The organism is Paractinoplanes toevensis, assembly GCF_018332695.1.
Classification (GTDB): Bacteria; Actinomycetota; Actinomycetes; order Mycobacteriales; family Micromonosporaceae; genus Actinoplanes; species Actinoplanes toevensis.
In genome coordinates this window covers 44987-61415 of the sequence record NZ_BOQN01000090.1, presented here as the reverse complement: position 1 = coordinate 61415, position 16429 = coordinate 44987, and the positions used below count along the sequence as shown (strand labels likewise).

Annotated in this window: 16 protein-coding genes; 8 read left to right on the top strand and 8 right to left on the bottom strand. The window is 71.3% G+C overall.

Features of this window, described 5'->3' with window-relative positions:
* Positions 1–814: 814 nt before the first annotated feature.
* Positions 815–1507 carry an ATP-binding protein gene (locus Ato02nite_RS35150; RefSeq protein ID WP_246607840.1) on the bottom strand — a complete coding sequence of 231 codons (693 nt, stop codon included), beginning with the start codon at positions 1505–1507 and terminating at the stop codon, positions 815–817.
* 178 nt (positions 1508–1685) lie between these two features.
* On the opposite strand from Ato02nite_RS35150, the gene Ato02nite_RS35145 reads away from it, so the two are divergent.
* The 6 genes from Ato02nite_RS35145 to Ato02nite_RS35120 all read left to right on the top strand — a co-directional run bounded on the left by Ato02nite_RS35145 (position 1686) and on the right by Ato02nite_RS35120 (position 8793).
* A complete protein-coding gene (locus Ato02nite_RS35145; RefSeq protein WP_213010989.1) occupies positions 1686–3419 on the top strand; it encodes an ABC transporter ATP-binding protein in 1734 nt (577 codons plus the stop codon).
* 36 nt (positions 3420–3455) lie between these two features.
* Positions 3456–5747: an accessory Sec system translocase SecA2 gene (secA2, locus tag Ato02nite_RS35140; protein ID WP_213010988.1), complete on the top strand. Its 2292-nt coding sequence runs from the start codon at positions 3456–3458 to the stop codon at positions 5745–5747.
* Between the two features lie 330 nt (positions 5748–6077).
* Positions 6078–6623, top strand: a complete 546-nt coding sequence (locus Ato02nite_RS35135; RefSeq protein ID WP_213010987.1) for a winged helix-turn-helix domain-containing protein — start codon at positions 6078–6080, stop codon at positions 6621–6623.
* 11 nt (positions 6624–6634) lie between these two features.
* On the top strand, positions 6635–7267 hold the full coding sequence (locus Ato02nite_RS35130) for a nucleoside/nucleotide kinase family protein (protein ID WP_213010986.1): 633 nt from the start codon (positions 6635–6637) through the stop codon (positions 7265–7267).
* Between the two features lie 179 nt (positions 7268–7446).
* A complete protein-coding gene (locus Ato02nite_RS35125) occupies positions 7447–7863 on the top strand; it encodes a TraR/DksA family transcriptional regulator (protein WP_213010985.1) in 417 nt (138 codons plus the stop codon).
* A gap of 60 nt (positions 7864–7923) precedes the next feature.
* On the top strand, positions 7924–8793 hold the full coding sequence (locus Ato02nite_RS35120) for a DUF72 domain-containing protein (RefSeq protein ID WP_213010984.1): 870 nt from the start codon (positions 7924–7926) through the stop codon (positions 8791–8793).
* On the opposite strand, the gene Ato02nite_RS35115 is transcribed toward Ato02nite_RS35120, so the two are convergent.
* Positions 8779–9486: a DUF72 domain-containing protein gene (locus Ato02nite_RS35115; protein WP_213010983.1), complete on the bottom strand. Its 708-nt coding sequence runs from the start codon at positions 9484–9486 to the stop codon at positions 8779–8781. The two genes, Ato02nite_RS35120 and Ato02nite_RS35115, sit on opposite strands and share 15 nt — an antisense overlap.
* Positions 9487–9567: 81 nt before the next feature.
* On the opposite strand from Ato02nite_RS35115, the gene Ato02nite_RS35110 reads away from it, so the two are divergent.
* Together Ato02nite_RS35110 and Ato02nite_RS35105 are read left to right on the top strand one after the other, a co-directional pair.
* Positions 9568–9819, top strand: coding sequence for a BatC protein (locus Ato02nite_RS35110; RefSeq protein WP_213010982.1), 252 nt, complete (start codon positions 9568–9570; stop codon positions 9817–9819).
* Complete coding sequence (locus tag Ato02nite_RS35105) at positions 9816–11051, top strand: cupin domain-containing protein (protein WP_213010981.1); 1236 nt, start codon at positions 9816–9818, stop codon at positions 11049–11051. Before Ato02nite_RS35110 ends, Ato02nite_RS35105 begins: the two co-directional genes overlap by 4 nt.
* Positions 11052–11161: 110 nt before the next feature.
* Here the strand turns inward: Ato02nite_RS35105 and Ato02nite_RS35100 are convergent, their stop codons facing one another.
* The 6 genes from Ato02nite_RS35100 to Ato02nite_RS35075 form a co-directional block, all read right to left on the bottom strand.
* The gene (locus Ato02nite_RS35100; protein WP_213010980.1) at positions 11162–11860 is read right to left on the bottom strand and encodes a hypothetical protein; all 699 of its coding nucleotides are present in this window, start codon (positions 11858–11860) and stop codon (positions 11162–11164) included.
* Positions 11857–14487 (bottom strand): FtsK/SpoIIIE domain-containing protein, encoded by a 2631-nt coding sequence (locus Ato02nite_RS35095; RefSeq protein WP_213010979.1) that lies wholly within the window; start codon positions 14485–14487, stop codon positions 11857–11859. The genes Ato02nite_RS35100 and Ato02nite_RS35095 overlap by 4 nt, the downstream gene beginning before the upstream one ends.
* Before the next feature lie 15 nt (positions 14488–14502).
* On the bottom strand, positions 14503–15384 hold the full coding sequence (locus Ato02nite_RS35090; RefSeq protein WP_213010978.1) for a hypothetical protein: 882 nt from the start codon (positions 15382–15384) through the stop codon (positions 14503–14505).
* 4 nt (positions 15385–15388) lie between these two features.
* The gene (locus Ato02nite_RS35085; RefSeq protein ID WP_213010977.1) at positions 15389–15649 is read right to left on the bottom strand and encodes a hypothetical protein; all 261 of its coding nucleotides are present in this window, start codon (positions 15647–15649) and stop codon (positions 15389–15391) included.
* 212 nt (positions 15650–15861) lie between these two features.
* Positions 15862–16170: a putative type II toxin-antitoxin system PemK/MazF family toxin gene (locus tag Ato02nite_RS35080; RefSeq protein WP_213010976.1), complete on the bottom strand. Its 309-nt coding sequence runs from the start codon at positions 16168–16170 to the stop codon at positions 15862–15864.
* Positions 16164–16370, bottom strand: a complete 207-nt coding sequence (locus Ato02nite_RS35075) for a CopG family ribbon-helix-helix protein (protein WP_213010975.1) — start codon at positions 16368–16370, stop codon at positions 16164–16166. Before Ato02nite_RS35075 ends, Ato02nite_RS35080 begins: the two co-directional genes overlap by 7 nt.
* Positions 16371–16429 lie beyond the last annotated feature (59 nt).

Below are 16429 nucleotides of genomic sequence, written 5' to 3'. Positions count from 1 at the left end.
TGAGCGGTCCGGCTTGAGCGGCCCGGGTTGAGCGGCCCGGGTTGAGTCGCCCTGCCTGAGCGGCCGGCCTGAGAGCGGTCAGGCGGGGAGCGGCCCGGCTGAATCGGTGGGGCTGGAAGCGGCCCGGCCTGGGTAGGTTCAGGGGTCGGTGAAGCAAGGTCGGCATGGTCCTTGGCCAGGATCTGCCCGGTGACCGGGCTCCGGTCGGACGCCGCCGGGCCCAGAACGGACCTGTGCGGCAATGCGCCACCTTCGCTCCCGGCTGATGCCCGCATATTGGCCGCTGCTCTCGCATCCTGAGCCTGCGTCCCACATCGCGAGCCGGGTTCCATAGCCTGGCCAGGGATTCCACATCTTGGATCCCGCACGCGCGGAAAAACCTGACATGTCGCTTAAATGACCCCCACTGGCCCCTTCTCGGCTCGACCTCGTCGATCTGCTGTCAGCACAGCGCAGCAAGTTCGCAAGATCGGGAAAAGGAGCGGGTGGGAGGGGCCAGGGCGGCGCATCAGCGAGCGTCGAATTGCCAAATCGCTACAAAGGCGGCCAAGGTCGTGCGAACTGCGCGGGCTGAGCTGAGCCCGCCGAGCTGAGCGGGACTGGCGGGCCAGGCTGATCGACTGGGCTGGCTGGCCCGGCCCTGGCTGAGCGGACCGAGCGGGGCTGGGCCGGGGTGAGCGGACCGAGCGGGCTGGGCCGGGCTGAGCGGACCGAGCGGGCTGAGCGGACCGAGCGGGCTGAGCGGACCGAGCGGGCTGGGCCGGGCTGAGTGGGCCGGGCTGGCCGAGCGAGTTGGACGACCAGGCGGGGTGGGTCAGGCGGCTTTGCTCAGGCGGGTCCAGACGACCTTGCCGTCGCTTACCGGCAGGACGCCCCACGCGTCGGTCAGGTCTCGGACCAGCCACAGGCCTCGGCCGCCCGGCGAGGAGAGGTCCGGGTCGGCCGGCTTCGGCATGCGGCGGCTTCCGTCGCGGACGCTCATGCGCAGGCGGCCGTCGCGTAGCCCGAACGTGAACTCCATCGTCGTGTGGGCGTGCCGGACCACGTTGGCCACCAGCTCGGTGGCGATCAGTGAAGCCGTGCCGGACAGGTCGGAGCGTTGCCACGCGTCGCAGGCCTGGGTGACCAACTGTCGCACCTGGCGGCAGGCGTCGGGGACCGGGCGCAGCCGGATCCGCACCTCCGGCGGCACCGGCTCGGAGCCGGCCTGGGCCAGGGCGGCCTCGCAGTCGGGGGCGAAGCTCAGTTCGGCGCATTCGGGGGCGGCCTGGATGACGGCCGCGGTCTCGGGGGACGCGCCGCACAGCACGATCGGCACGTCCGGCCAGTCGGCGGTCTGGCAGACCACGGCACTGAGCGCGGTCAGGCCGCGCGGATCGCCGATCTGCAGCCCGGACACGTCGAGTAACAGACGGTTGGGTTCGGTGGCCAGGCTGTGCCGCACGGCTAGTTGCAGGGCGTCGCCGGTCATCGGGTCGAGGGTGCCGCTGAGCCGGAGCAGCGCCACGGGCCGGTCGCGGAGGGGTCGGCAGACGAGTTGACTGTGCAAATCGTCTCCCTTCCCGAACTTCCCGAACCAGGATCGCAACCGCAACCGCGTGAGTGAACTCTGTGCCCGCCCTATTCACCATGCAAACGTCAGACCGTCCGGCCAGGTGATGCATCGGAGAGCTACTCTCGGGCACATGTCAGCAGGCCGGGTCGGGTTACGGGCCTTGCTGCCCTATCTGCGTCACCATCGCGGCACCCTCGTCGCGGTCGGTGTGCTGTCCCTGTTCGCGGCGGGTGCGTCGCTGGTGCAGCCGGTGCTGGTGCGGGACGTGCTGGACCGGGTCACCGATCATCGCGCGGTCGCCGGGCCGGTGGTTCTGCTGGTCGCCCTGCTGCTGGTGGGGGCCGCGCTGCGCGCCGTCCGGGACTATCTGTTGCAGCGCACCGGCGAGGGCGTGGTGCTGACCACCCGCCGGCGCCTGGCCCGGCACCTGCTGATGCTGCCGATCGCCGAGTATGACCGCCGCCGCACCGGTGACCTGCTGTCCCGGGTCGGCGCCGACACCACTCTGCTGCGGGTGGTGGTCACGTCGGGCATGTTCGAGATCGTCACGGGTGTGGTGATGGTGGCCGGCGCCCTGATCGCGATGGCGGTGCTCGACCCGGCGCTGCTGGCGGTGGCGCTGGTCGCCCTGCTGGTGGGCATGGCGGTGGCGATCTCCGCCTCCCGGCGCACGCGCGGGCTCTCCGAGCAGGCGCAGGCCCGGCTGGGCGAGATGACCTCGGCGGTGGAGCGGGCGATCTCGGCGGCCCGCACGATCCGGGCGAGCCGGGCCGAGGAGCGGGAGGCCACCGCGGTGGCCAGGGGAGCCGAGGAGGCGTACGCGGCGGGCATGCGGCTGGCCCGGCTCGAGGCGATCGTCGGCCCGGTGTCGGACACCGCGATCCAGGGCGCGTTCCTGCTGGTGCTCGGGGTGGGCGGGGTCCGGGTCGCGTCGGGGGCGATCAGCGTGGGCAGTCTGGTGGCGTTCATCCTGTTCCTGTTCTTCCTGGCGATGCCGCTCGGCCAGGCGCTGCACGCGTACCGGCAGTTGCAGACCGGGCTGGGTGCTCTGCAGCGGATCGAGGAGATCCTCGAGGTGCCCGTGGAGACGGCCGGCGATTCCACCCGTACGCAGCAGGAAAGCGTGCCCCGGTCGGTGGCCGTCGCGTTCGATCGCGTTTCTTTCCGCTATCCGGGCGAAAGCCCGGTGTTGCACGACGTCTCGTTCGAGGTGCCGCGGGGCAACCGGATCGCACTGGTCGGGCCGTCGGGCGCGGGCAAATCGACGGTGCTCGCCCTGATCGAGCGTTTCTACGAGGTCAGCGGCGGCCGGATCCTGGTCGACGGGATCGACGTGCGGGAGATGCCGCGATCGGCGTTGCGGGCCCGGCTCGGCTACGTCGAGCAGGAGGCTCCGGTGCTGGCCGGCACGCTGCGCGACAATCTGCTGCTGACCGCGCCGGCCGCCACCGACACCGAGTTGCTGGCCGCGCTGGCCGAGGTCAATCTGAGTGGACTGGTGGAGCGCAGCCCCAAGGGGCTCGACGTGCAGGTGGGTGAGGGTGGCGTGCTGCTGTCCGGCGGGGAGCGGCAGCGCCTCGCGATCGCCCGGACGCTGCTCACCAACGCGCCGATCCTGCTGCTCGACGAGCCCACCAGCAATCTCGACGCGCGCAACGAGGCGGCCCTGCGCGACGCGATCGCGTCCGCCGCGACCAGGCGCACGCTGATCGTGGTGGCGCACCGGCTGAGCACCGTGGTGGATTCTGACCGGATCGTCGTGATTGACGAGGGCCGCGTGGTCGCCGCCGGGCCGCACGCCGAACTTCTCGACGAAAGCCCCCTGTACCGAGAGTTGGCGACCCATCAGCTGCTGGTGTCGTGACCACGCTTTCAGCTAGATGAAGTACCGTAGCCCGCCATGGGTGTGTCGCAGCGGCTGAAGAGCCGGTTCCGCAAGTTTCTGCAGCGTCCGGGCACGACGGTCGACCTGGCGCCGTTCCGCAAGCGGCTTCCGGCGATCGATGCTCGTGAAGAGGCGCTCCGTGAGCTCGACGATGAGGCATTGACCGCGGCGGCCGCCGAGGCGAAGGACTACACCGAGATCTGCGCGGTCGGCCGCGAGGCCGCCTGGCGAGCTCTCGAGCAGCGGCCGTACGACGTTCAGCTGCTCGGCGCGATGGCGCTGCTCTCCGGCAAGGTCGCCGAGATGGCCACCGGTGAGGGCAAGACGCTGACCGCGGCCGTCGCGGCGTACGGGCATGTGCGGCTGGGCCACGGCCCGGTGCACGTGCTGACCGTCAACGACTATCTGGCCCGCCGCGACGCCGAGTGGATGGAGCCGGTCTTCAAGCTGCTCGGGTTGAGCGTCGGCTGGGTGACCGAGGCGTCCACACCGGCCGAGCGCCGCGAGGCCTACCTGGCCGACATCACCTACGTGTCGGTCTCCGAGGCCGGCTTCGACTACCTGCGCGACCAGCTGGTCACCGATGTGGAAGACCGGGTGCAGCGCGAGCTGGCCACCGCGATCGTCGACGAGGCCGACTCGATCCTGATCGACGAGGCCCGGGTGCCGATGGTCCTGGCCGGTTCGGTGCTGACCGAGAGCGACCCGGTGCACGAGGCCGCCGAGCTGGTCCGCGACCTGCGCAACGGCAAGGACTACGAGATCGGCGAGGACGGCCGCAGCGTCGCCTTCACCGACGTCGGCCTCAAGCGCATCGAGGAGAAACTGGGCGGCGTCGATCTGTACGCCGACGACCAGGTCGAGCAGCTGTCCGCGGTCAACGTGGCGCTGCACGCCGAGGCTCTGCTGCGCCGCGACGTCGACTACATCGTGCGGAACGGCACGGTCGAGCTGATCGACGAGATGCGCGGCCGGGTGGCCCAGCGCCGCCGCTGGCCGGACGGCCTGCAGTCGGCCGTGGAGGCCAAGGAGGGGCTGACCGCCACCGCCGAGGGCGAGGTCCTCGACACGATCACCGTGCAGGCGTTCATCGCCCTCTACCAGACGGTGTGCGGTATGACCGCGACCGCGGTGCACGTCGGCGAGCAGCTCCGGGAGTACTTCGATCTCGAGGTCGCGGTCATCCCGTCCAACGCGGAGAACATCCGCGAGGACGACGACGACCGCATCTACTCGGCGCACGACACCCGCGACGAGGCCCTGGTCGAGGAGATCAAGCTGGCCCACGAGAAGGGCCGCCCGGTGCTGGTCGGCACCCTCGACGTGAAGGCGTCCGAGCTGCTGGCCAAGCAGCTGGCCGCGGCGGGTGTGCCGTCCAACGTGCTGAACGCGAAGAACGACGCCGAGGAGGCGTCGATCATCGCCGAGGCGGGCGCGCTCGGCGCGGTCACCGTCTCGACCCAGATGGCCGGCCGTGGTGTCGACATCCGTCTGGGCGGTTCCGACGAGGCCGACCGGGACGCGGTCGTCGAGCTCGGCGGCCTCTATGTGATCGGCGCGGGCCGGCACGACAGCCGCCGGGTCGACGACCAGCTTCGTGGCCGGGCCGGCCGGCAGGGTGACCCGGGCCGCTCGGTGTTCTTCGTCAGCCTCGAGGACGAGCTGGTCACCCGGCATGCCGGTGACGCGCTGCCGCGGTCGCCGCGGATGGACATCGACGGCGTCGTCCACGACGACCAGGTGGAGTACGCGGTGGAGCACGCCCAGCGGGTCGCCGAGGGCGTCAACCACGAGATCCACCGCAACACCTGGCGCTACAGCGTGGTCATCGAGCAGCAGCGGATCGCCATGGCCGAGCGCCGGGAGCGGCTGCTCACCTCCGAGGTCGCCGCGATCATGCTGCTCGAGCGGTCGCCGGAGAAGGCCAAGGAGACCGACGAGGACATCCTGTCGGACGCGGCCCGGGCGATCGCGCTCTACCATTTGGACCGGCTCTGGGCCGAGCACCTGGCCGAGTTGAACGAGGTGCGTGAGGGTGTGCACCTGCGTGCCCTGGGCAAGCTGGACCCGCTCGACGAGTTCCACCGGGCAGCGGTGCCGGCTTTCCAGAAGGTGTTCACCGAGATCGAGGCCCGCACCATCGCGACATTCGAGGAAACCGATCTCACCGACGGCTGGGAACCGGAGCGCTCCGAGATCGTCCGGCCCACCGCGACGTGGACCTACCTGGTGCACGACAACCCGTTCGGCTCCGAGTTGGACCGTTTGATCGCGGCCGTGGGCCGTCGCCTCTCCGGCGGAAACTGAAGCATTCCAGATCCCCGCACAGCCTTTGCTGTGCGGGGATCCTCTTTTTCCATTCGCCGGTGTTGATTCGTGCAGATGTGGCGACTGTCCTAGGTGTTCCCTGTCACGACATGTTTGTCGTGCGGTACAACTTTTTATTAAACAGACTGACAGAATCCGTTCTCAGAATGCATTTCTGTCGGTCGGAGCCGATGTGGAACAATTTTCCCACAGTGTGGTTGCCGTCTTGACCGGGCATCGACCGTAGCGGAATTATCTTCCGCGTATTTACGGAGGGTGATCGGTGCATATACGGTTACCGACCATGCAATTTCAGGGGGCTCTTCTCTAATGCCGGTAAGCGCGCTGTCGCCTCGTGTCAACCGCCATGTCACAGGTCCGGGCCGCGGCGCCGGACCACGCCGGCCCGCCGACCCCGCGTTGACCGTGACGGTCGCCATCCCGCTCACCACCGACGCACTCACCCCGCAGGCCCACCGCCTGATCGAGGCCGTCCGCGAGCTCGTGGAGATCAGCCAGGGCACGATCACGGTCGAGCCGGCCGCCCCGGCCACCCCGTCCGCTCAGGACGGCCCCGAGGTGCGCATGCTGACCGGTTCCCGGCAGGTGCTGCTCGACGGCGAGGTCCTGCCGCTGACCCGGCTCGAGTTCGATCTGCTGCTGTTCCTGGCCGAGCGGCCCCGCCGGGTCTTCACCCGCGGCCAGCTGCTGGCCGGCGTCTGGGGTTACGAGCACACCGGCGAGCGCACGGTCGACGTGCACGTCCGCCGGCTGCGCCTCAAGCTCGGCGGCGGCGTTCCGGTGATCACCACCGTCTACGGGGTGGGTTACCGCCTGTCCGACGACGCCCAGGTGGTTGTTTCGACACACGAGTAGCGTTGCCGGGCGTGCGCGTGCGTCCGGTTTCCGTCGAGGGTCTCGTCGACGAGTTGGTTTCCCACATAGTGAGTCGGGAAGCTGACAGTTTCCTGCGAGTCGGCATCGACGGTCCCGCGGCGGCCGACCCGGCGAGGCTCGCCGACGCCCTGGTCGACCCGCTGCGGGCCGGTGGTCGCCCGGCGGTACGGGTGGACACCGCCGACTTCCTCCGGCCCGCCTCGCTGCGTCTGGAGCGGGGCCGCACCAACCCGGACTCGTTCTACGCCGGTTGGTTCGACGAGGCGGCCCTGGCTCGCGAGGTCCTCACCCCGGCCGGCCCGGGCGGTTCCGGGAAGATCTTGACCCGATTCTGGAACGCCGGGACCGACCGGGCCGCGCGTGAGCCCTATCACCCGCTCTCGCCCGGCACCGTCGTGCTGGTCAGCGGCCCGGTCCTGCTCGGCGGCGGCCTCGAGTTCGATTTCACCGTGCATCTCGAGCTGACCCCGGCCGCCCTGCGCCGCCGCACCCCACCTGGCCAGGAGTGGACCCTGCCGGCCTTCGAGCGGTACGCCGAGGAGGTCGGCCCGGCCGGCTTCGCCGACATGGTGGTCCGGCTCGACGATCCGAGGCGTCCGGCTCTGGTCGTCTCACGTGAGTGAGACGAGTTGGTGAAGCGAGTCTGTGGCGGAGTCGACCACTGACAGTTATGCTCCGGTTACTTTTTTAGCGGGGACCCGGTTTGGGACCTCCGGCGACGGGTATCAGCCGGGCCCACGGTGCGATGGGCCGGTTCGCGGGGCACCCGTCGGCAGGGGCAGAGGAAGGGCAGGGGGAGCGCATGCTCGTCAATGGAGCGGTTATCACGGGTAAGGGCGCCGCCAAGGGCCGCACGACCGAGGAGATCGAGCAGATTCGGTCGATCCTTCGGGGCCGGTTCGATGACCTGAACGCCGAGTACGAAACGGCTCTCGCCGAGAACCACAAGCTCCGCCTCGTCGAGATCGGCGACGCCGCCGGTGACGACCAGGCCGACAGCGGGTCCAAGACGGCCGAGCGCGACGCCGCCACGTCGCTCCTGCGCACCCTGCTGGACAGGCGGACGCAGGCTGAGCACGCCATGCAGCGGCTCGACGACGGCACGTACGGCAACTGTGAGGGTTGCTCCAACCCGATCCCGGTGGAGCGGCTGGAGGTTTTCCCCTCGGCCACCTCGTGCGTGCACTGCAAGTCGAACCGGGAACGCCGGGCCAGCTGAGTCGAGGACAGAGGGGGTCCGCCGCCGGCCGCGGCGGACCCGACGTATCTGAAGGAGCCGATGGGCACGATCGAGGTCGGCACGGCCTCCTGGACCGACCGGACGTTGCTGGCGTCCGGCTGGTATCCCGCGTCCGCGGACGACCCCGAGAAACGGCTCGCCTATTACGCCAAGCAGTTCCCGGTCGTCGAGGTCGACTCGACCTACTACGGCCCGCCGGCCGAGCAGACCACCAAGCTGTGGGCGCAGCGCACGCCGGACGACTTCACCTTCAACATCAAGGCGTTCAGCCTGCTCACCGGCCACCCGACCAAGGTGTCGGCGATCTACAAGGACCTGCGCCCGGAGACCGACAAGAAGAACATCTACCCCGACGATCTCCCACCCCAGGCGTACGAGGAGGTCTGGAGCCGATTCCTCTCGGCGCTGGACCCGTTGCAGGAGGCCGGGAAGCTCGGGGCGGTGCTCTTCCAGTTCCCGCCGTGGTTCGGCATCCGCAAGTCCAACAAGGAATACCTTCTCGAGGTCGCGGCCCGCTGCAAGCCGCTGCGCGCCGTCTTCGAACTGCGCAACGCGTCCTGGTTCGAGGGCGCCAACCGCAACGAGACCCTCGACTTCCTGCGCAACCACAGGCTGCCGTTCGTCTGCGTGGACATGCCGCAGGGCCACAAGTCGTCGGTCCCGCCGATCGTCGAGGCGACGGCCGACATCGCGGTGGTCCGATTCCACGGCCACAGCGACAAGTGGACGAGCAAGGACATCCACGAGAAGTTCGGCTACGAGTACTCCGCGAAGGAGCTCGCGGAGTGGGCGCCTCGTTTGCGCGACCTGTCCGACAAGGCGGACAGGACCCAGGTCTTCATGAACAACTGTTACTCGGACTACGCCCAGCGCAATGCGTCCACGCTCATCGAGCTACTTGAGGGCTAGCGCGATCATCGCGTCGGCGTCGACGATTGCCGCGCCGCCGGGGTCGTTGTTGAAGAAGACGTACGCGCGGGAGCAGCCGGCCAGCCGATCGAGCCAGCTCTTCAGGGCGGTACGGCCGTAGCGCGGCCACGGGTTCGCCCGGCCCTCGTGCATCCGCAGATAGCCGAAATCGGCGGTGGTCCACAGCGGGCCCAGCGGTCGTCCCTTCCGATCGGCCCAGCACAGTGCCGCGGCGTACCTCTCCAAGATCTTGCGGGTTTCGTCGGTGAACCACGACGGGTGCCGGGGCTCGACCACGAGCCGCACACCGCGCGGGAACTCCTTCAGCGTCCGGTCCAGCGCGTCCGGGTCGGCCCGCAGGGTCGGCGGCAACTGCAGCAACACCGGTCCCAGCTTCCCCTCCAGCGCCTCGGCCCGGGACATGAACCGGGCCACCGGCTCGGCCGGCTCCCGCAGCCGCTTGACGTGGGTGAGGTAGCGGCTCATCTTGACGCCGATCTCGAAGTCGTCCGGCGTCCGCTTACGCCACTGCTCGAACGTGTCACGTTCCGGCAGCCGGTAGAAGGCGTTGTTGACCTCGACCGTCGAGTAGTGCTCGGCGTAATGCTCCAGCCAGCGCTTTTGCGGCACCCCGGCGTAGAACCGGTCCTTCCAGTCCCGGTACTGCCACCCCGACGTTCCCACCTTCAGCACGGAGCACAAATACCCAAGGTTAAACGTGATCAACCAGGGGTATGGCGAGGTCTCCACCGCAACGACAACGAGGAGATCGCGATGTCACTCAGCGACGACGACATCACCACCGGCACCGCCGCGGGCGGGGAAGGCCCGGCGGACGGCGGCGCGAACCCGGCCGGCCACGACGGCGGCGCGGACGGTTCCGCGGGCGGCGAGGGCCCGGCCGACGGCGGCGCCAACCCGGCCGGCCACGACGGCGGCGCGGACGGCTCGGCGGGCGAGGGCCCGGCCGACGGCGGCGCGAACCCCGACGGCCACGACGGCGGCGCCGACGGTTCCGCGGCATGACTTTCGAGGCGCCGGGCGGGGTTACCGACCGCCCGGCACTCGCACGTGTCGCCACGATCGAACCGGCCAAGTTCGCGGCCGCGCATTGGGGCCGCGCGCCCCTGCTCTGCCGGGCCGCCGACCCGGACGGTTTCGCCGATCTGCTGTCCCCGGCCGCCGTCGACGAGCTGCTCAGCCGGCGCGGCCTGCGCACCCCGTTCCTGCGGGTCGCGCGGCAGGGGAAGGTGCTCCCGGCCGCCGAGTTCACCGGCTCCGGCGGGGCCGGCGCCGAGATCGGCGACCAGGTCGTCGACGACGAAGTCATGCGCCTCTACGCCGGCGGCGCCACCCTGGTCCTGCAGGGCCTGCACCGGATCTGGCCGCCGCTGATCGACTTCGCCCGGCGGCTCGGCACCGAACTGCGCCGCCCGCTGCAGGTCAACGCGTACCTGACGCCCCCGGCCGGCCAGGGCTTCAGCACCCATTACGACACCCACGACGTGTTCGTGCTCCAGGTCGACGGCACCAAGCGGTGGCGCATCCACGAGCCGGTGCTCGCCGACCCCCTGGAGAAGCAGGCGTGGGGCGGCCGGGCCGACGAGGTCGCCGCGACCGCCGCCGGCGAACCGGCCCTCGACGTGGTCCTCGCCCCCGGCGACGCCCTCTACCTGCCGCGCGGCTGGCTGCACTCGGCGCAGGCCCAGGGCACCCGCTCGCTGCACCTGACCTTCGGCGTCCGCTCGCTGACCAGGTACGCCCTGGTGGAGGAGCTGCTCGCGATGGCCGCCCAGGACGCCCGGCTCCGCGCCACGCTGCCGTTCGGCCTCGACGTGACCGACCCCGACGCGGTCGAGCCGGAGCTGACCGAGACCGTCGAGGCGCTGCGCGACTGGCTCGCCACCAGCACCCCGGCCGAGATCGCCGATCGGCTGCGCGAACGGGACTGGCCCTCGGCCCGCCCGGCGCCGGTGTCGCCCCTGGCCCAGCTGGACTTCGCCGACGCGCTCACCCCGGCCGACACGATCGAGGCCCGCGGCGGCCTGCGCTGGCGGCTCGCCGAGGACGGTCCCGACCACGTCGTGCTCCGGCTGACCGGCCGCACGTTGCGCTTCCCGGCCTACTGCGCCGCCGCGCTGCGGCAGGCCCTCGGCGGCGAACCCACCCGGGTCGGCGAGCTGCTCCTGGACACCGACGAGGACCGCCTGGTCCTGACCCGCCGCCTGCTCCGCGAGGCCCTGGTGGTCCCGGTCTAGCGGTTCACTTCCGCTGCTTTTTCCGTACGCGGAGGGAGAGGCCCCGTGGCACTCGGTTCCAGCCGGGCGGGACTCACCCTCCGCGCGCCCGCGCCGGGCGGGCCCGGCCGCTAACCCATCCCGCCCACGGCGAGGATCAAGCCGGCCGTCGCCAGGCCGGTGAGCAGCACCGTGGTGACCGTCGCGACGTCGAGCCCGACGCCCCGGCGGTCGGCCACCCGCTTCGCGGCGACCACCGCGAGGATCGGGCAGGCCAGCAGCACCACCAGCGCGACCACCGGCAGGGCGTCCCGCCAGGTGCCGGTCTGCCCGCCCTCGGCGTTCTGCCGGAGCACCCGGAACACCACCGCCCCGATCAGCCCGCCGGCGAACCCGAACAGCCCGAACAGCGTCTTCACCCCGAACGTGATCGGCCGGGCCGGTGCGGTGTATTTCACCTTGGTGGCGACCTCGTCCAGATAGTCGAGAGCGTCCTTCTCACTGCGCTGGCGGGGAATCGCCGGTGCCGGCTTGGCCCGGCCGAACCGCTCGGCGACCGGACCGACCTTGTGCACGTACTCCGACCACAGCCCGGCCGCCCGAGCGTCCACCGACTCCATGGTGCGTTGTGCGTCCACGGCCGCCAGCTTGGCCGCCCGCAGCGCCTCGTCGGCCTTGCGGACCGCCTCGTCGGCGGCCTGCACCCGGCCGTCGTGCCAGCGCACCGCCTCGGCCCGAAGGTTGGCCGCCTCCTCGTCCAGGGTGGTCAACCGCCGCAGCACGCTGCGATAGGAGGCGGTCTCGAAGTCGGCCGGCTGTACGTCGCTCATAGTTGTCCATAGGGGATGATCACCTCGGTGCCTCGATGCACCGAGCGGTCGAAGTGCAGCGCCCGCCACGGCCGCGGATACCAGACGGGCGCGCCGGCGCCCGGGTAGTACGGGGCGAGCTCGCTGCCGTGCACGTCCAGCGCCACCCAGGCGCCGATCGGGTCGGTCCGGGACGCGTGCCCGCCGAGTGCGTCGCGCAGCAGTCCCGCCCCGCGCCACCAGCCCAGCACGTGGATCCGCCGTTCCGGGCCCTGCCGGAGGATGGTCCGCAGCTGGTCGGCGACGGCCTTGCCACCGGGCAGCGCGTCCGCCGCGTAGATCATCAGGAAGTGCGGCCGGTCGGCCGGCCAGGATGCGGACGCCTCCGAGGCGGCGTCCTCGAGGAGCCAGTCGGCGTTGTCCGCCCAGAACAGCCCGCAGTCCGGCAGTCGTTCGCAGAGGGCCTCGGCGGCCGGCCGGGCGTCGGGATCGAGGCAGAGGATCGAGAAGCGGGCGCCGTCCGGCGGGAACTGCGCGGCGAGCGACACCCCGGCGGTGGCCAGGATCGCGCACGCCTCCTCGGTGCGGGTGCCGAGGATGGCCAGGTTACGGCCGGGCGCGCGGCGCAGCACGGTGCGCGCCGACCGGGCCGCCACGTCGATGGTCTCGCCGAGCAGCACCGTCGGCGCCGGGGTGCCCTCGACCGGGGCCAGCCGGTTGAAGTCCGGGCTCTCGCTCAGCCGGGGGATCACGTCACCGTCGAACAGCCGGGGCGGGCCGTCGCCCTCGGGCCGGCTGCGCCACAGCCGGTGCTGGAGGGCGTTCCACCGGTCCCGGTCGCCGGCCGCCGGCACCCGGACGACCTTGTTGGCCTCGGTCGCGCCGGAGTCGGCGTTGACCACCGCGTGGTAGCGGGGCAGCGACTCGGCGGCCGTGTTCGTCTCGGTCAGCACCCGCCGCGCCCGGGGCAGGGCGATGCGCAGCGAGAACTGGGCCACCAGGGCCGGCCGGCCCCACAGCGCCTCGATGCCGGAGACGTCCTGCGACGCCAGGATCATGTGGATGCCCTGCGAGCGCCCCCGCCGGGCGAGGTCTTCCAGCAGGTCGACGGCCTCGGCGGCGACCGCGTCCCGGCCGGACAGCAGCACCTGGAACTCGTCGACCACCGCCACGATCCGCGGCCAGTGCCCGGCCGGGTCCTCGGCCCGCAACTCGGCCAGGTTGGTCACCTCGTACCGTTTCGCGGCGTCGGCCCGGCGGCGCAGCTCCTCGCCGAGGAACCGCAGCAGGGCCAGCCCGAACTCACGGTCGGTGTTGACGTTGACGCCGACCAGCCGCACGTGCGGCAGCCAGCTCGGGTCCCGCCGCCCCGGCGCGAACCGGGCGAACGACACCCCCTCCTTGAAGTCCAGCAGATAGAAGGCCAGTTCCTGAGGCGAGTACCGAGCCGCGAGCGCACCCATCCACGCGTAGATCAGGTTGGTCTTGCCGGTGCCCGAGGGCCCGGCGATCAACGCGTGTGGCGGATAGTCGCTCAGCGTCACGGTCACCGGCACCCCCTGCGGGCTGTCGCCGAGTGGCGCCGACAACCCGGTCGCCGAACTCTCCTGCCACACCTCGGCCGGCAGCAGACTGTCCAGCGCCACCGGGGCCGGCCCGGCCGCGACGGCTTCGGCGATCCGGCGACAGGCCGCGGCCACCACCGCCTGCGGCGGACCACCATCCAGCCGTACGGGTAGAGCTCCCGCACTGCTCATCCGCGCGTCGTCGCCCGGTTGCGCCGTGATGAACTCGATCCCCGGCCCGGCCTGCACCGGAACGCCCTGGATGACCAGGTGCACGCCGGCCGCCGCACCGGTGCGCAGCAGCCGCTGGAGCTGGGTCTGGTCGGCCCGGCTCAGCTCGCCCGCACCCAGCAGAACGGCAACCCGCCACGGCTCCGGCCGCCGGTGCGTCGCGGCGGCCAGCTCCCGCAGCGAGGTGTACTCCCCGGCGAGGACCGTCTCGTTGATCCGGCGCACATGGTCGACCAGCTCTTCCAGCAGCGCGCTCAGCTCGCCCGGCCCGGCGAACCGCAGCACCCCCGCGGGCGCCAGCGTGGCGAACCGGGCCAGCCCGCCACCCAGGTGCTCCGGGTCGTACCCGATCAGGGAGAGCGATCCCGGCGCGGCCGTGCCCAGCGCCCGCAGCAGCAACCCGGCGACCACCTCGTCGCCGAAGGCACGATCGCCGCGCACCACCACGTGCCCGTGGTCGAGCAGCGGCACCAGTGCCGGCACCTCCTCCGGATGCGGCAGCAGCAACCGGCCCACCCGCAGCTCGGGAGCGGTGTCCAGGGGCGACGGTTGCCAGTCGTCCCACGGGTCACCGGCGGCGCCGGGCGCGGCCCGGTCGGCGGCCCGCGCGGCGGCCTCGGCGAACGCGGCCAGGTCGTCCCGGCTCTGCTCGTCGATCTCCCGCATCCGCTGGTCGCGGGCCTCGGCGACGTTGCGGCGGCGGGCGATCGCGGCCTGCACGACGCGTTCCCGCCGCTCGATGGCGGCCTCGTAGGCGGACTGGGCGGCGGTCAGGGCATTTTCGGCCGCGCCGAGGGCGTGCGAGATCCCGGCCCGGATGTCCATGACTTGCTGCGTGGTCGATTCAGACATGGGCAATCAACGTTCTCATTTGGCGTCGGCGGCCTCGGGGCGGCGCAACGGTTCGGGGGCGTTCGGGTCGAGCGTGGTGGCGTCGCGGCCGAGCCGGGCCAGGAGCACCCCGGTGAGAACGCCCGCCGTGACGGCGTTGTCGGCCGGATGCCCGGACTGCCCCTGCTGGGCCACCGGCACCCGGCAGATCCGGGCGATCAGTGTGTCCAGCACCGCCGGCGAGGTGCCCGGCAGCAGCGACCGCACCCGGCCGGACGCCGCCTGCCGCAGTCGGTCGACGTCCTCCGGCCGCGGCTCGTGGCCGAGCAGGTCACCGGCCAGCCGGTGCAGCACCGGGGGAGTGACCGCGGAGAGCGCCAGCCCGGTCGCGGCACTGGCCGAGTGCAGGTCGCGGCCGAGCCGGGCCTTGTCGCCGGCCCGCACCCCGCTCGCCACCCGGCGCAGCAGCTCGGCGGTGTCGGCCTGCTGTTGCTGCTGCTCCTTGCTCTGCTCGGGGGCCGGCTCGCCGGTCAGCTGGGCGACCCGCTGATGCCACCAGGGCCCGAGCTTCTCCTTCTCCTCGGGCGGCGGGGCGTCCTGCTGCTTGACCTCGGGCCGTTCCAGCCCGGCCTTCCAGTCCTGGTCGGGCGGCGCGGCCGCGTCCCCGGTCAGGCCGACGCTCGCCAGGTAGGCGGCGATGGCGTCCTGCGCGATCCGCAGCGCCGCCGCGGCCCGCTCGGCCGCCTCGGTCGCGTTGGACAGTTGCGGCACACCCACCGGGTCGACGGACGTCTCCCGCACCCACATGAGGATCTCGGTGGCGCTGCGCAGTTTCTCCATCGCGACCGTGACCAGGCCGGTGGGAAGCTCGTCGGAGGTGGCGCGAAGCTGGGCGCCGAGTTCCTGGATCAGCGACATCGCGTCAGAGCATCGCCGTGTAGTTTTGCGCCTGCTCGACCGCGAGAGCGGTGGCACCGAGGCACTCTTCCAACTGCTGGTCGGCCTGCGACAGCGACGAGTGCGCCGACCCGACCGCGTCGCTCCCGCTGCCGTCGAGCGCGGCGGCCAGACTCTGCTGCGCCTCGCCGAGCTTCTCCCGGGCCGCCTGTATCGCCGCCTGCCCCTCGCTGACCTGCTGGAGCGCGGCATCGACGGCCGCTTTTACCTCGGCGACACTGGCCACCCGTGCAGCCTCCTGCTGTGCGGAACCCGACTACTCCCGTCAGCCTACTGCCCCCTTCCTGCCTCGCTGTCCGCGCACGCCCGATTTTGCGAAAGCAGGGAGAGCGCTTGCCCGAAGCATCAACGACCACCCCGGGCCAGGCTCCCCACCTGTCCGAGATCCGACCACTGAGTGAACAGGAATGAACCCTGCGAGTGATCTCCACTCCGGCTTCAGAGCGCCAGTAGACGGCGCAGTCCGTGATCCACTTTGCTGGCGAGAGCCGGGCTGATGCGACCGTGCCGATGCCCGAATGCCGCTGGGTCGGCAAATCGGATGCGGGTCAGGTCGATGGTGCCGCCGCCGGCGAGGTCACCCGGCAACGGCAGGAGGACGCCGGGCACGTCTCCGTCGGCCCGGTCGTGGACCATCACGATGACCGGGTACGCCCGGGTGTAGGCGTCGGCGCTGACGACGAGGACTCGGATCCGTCGGCTCCCGATGGCGTAGTCGACGACCTCGCCGCGCTTCGGGATCACCATTCGGCGTTGAACTCCGTGAAGGCCTCGGCGTCCGGGCCGGTCAAGGACGCGTGCCAGGCAGCCGCGGCGGCGACCGCGCGAGTGTCCAGGTATTCCCGGATCGCCTCGGCCACGAAGGCTGATCGGTTGGCACCGGCGACAGCGGCGTTGAGCTCCTCGCCCAGATCATCATCGAGCGTGATGGAGATACTCACGGTCATGCCCCGGACACTACCACTGACAATATCGCCAACAGGGGTGGCCACAACACTCGAGGGTG

Bases quoted from the DNA above. Each gene is read 5' to 3' on its own strand.
- Ato02nite_RS35145 (WP_213010989.1), top strand. From the start codon at position 1,686: ATGTCAGCAGGCCGGGTCGGGTTACGGGCCTTGCTGCCCTATCTGCGT.
- secA2 (WP_213010988.1), top strand. From the start codon at position 3,456: ATGGGTGTGTCGCAGCGGCTGAAGAGCCGGTTCCGCAAGTTTCTGCAG.
- Ato02nite_RS35135 (WP_213010987.1), top strand. From the start codon at position 6,078: ATGCCGGTAAGCGCGCTGTCGCCTCGTGTCAACCGCCATGTCACAGGT.
- Ato02nite_RS35125 (WP_213010985.1), top strand. From the start codon at position 7,447: ATGCTCGTCAATGGAGCGGTTATCACGGGTAAGGGCGCCGCCAAGGGC.
- Ato02nite_RS35120 (WP_213010984.1), top strand. From the start codon at position 7,924: ATGGGCACGATCGAGGTCGGCACGGCCTCCTGGACCGACCGGACGTTG.
- Ato02nite_RS35110 (WP_213010982.1), top strand. From the start codon at position 9,568: ATGTCACTCAGCGACGACGACATCACCACCGGCACCGCCGCGGGCGGG.
- Ato02nite_RS35105 (WP_213010981.1), top strand. From the start codon at position 9,816: ATGACTTTCGAGGCGCCGGGCGGGGTTACCGACCGCCCGGCACTCGCA.
- Ato02nite_RS35100 (WP_213010980.1), bottom strand. From the start codon at position 11,860: ATGAGCGACGTACAGCCGGCCGACTTCGAGACCGCCTCCTATCGCAGC.
- Ato02nite_RS35095 (WP_213010979.1), bottom strand. From the start codon at position 14,487: ATGTCTGAATCGACCACGCAGCAAGTCATGGACATCCGGGCCGGGATC.
- Ato02nite_RS35090 (WP_213010978.1), bottom strand. From the start codon at position 15,384: ATGTCGCTGATCCAGGAACTCGGCGCCCAGCTTCGCGCCACCTCCGAC.
- Ato02nite_RS35080 (WP_213010976.1), bottom strand. From the start codon at position 16,170: ATGGTGATCCCGAAGCGCGGCGAGGTCGTCGACTACGCCATCGGGAGC.
- Ato02nite_RS35075 (WP_213010975.1), bottom strand. From the start codon at position 16,370: ATGACCGTGAGTATCTCCATCACGCTCGATGATGATCTGGGCGAGGAG.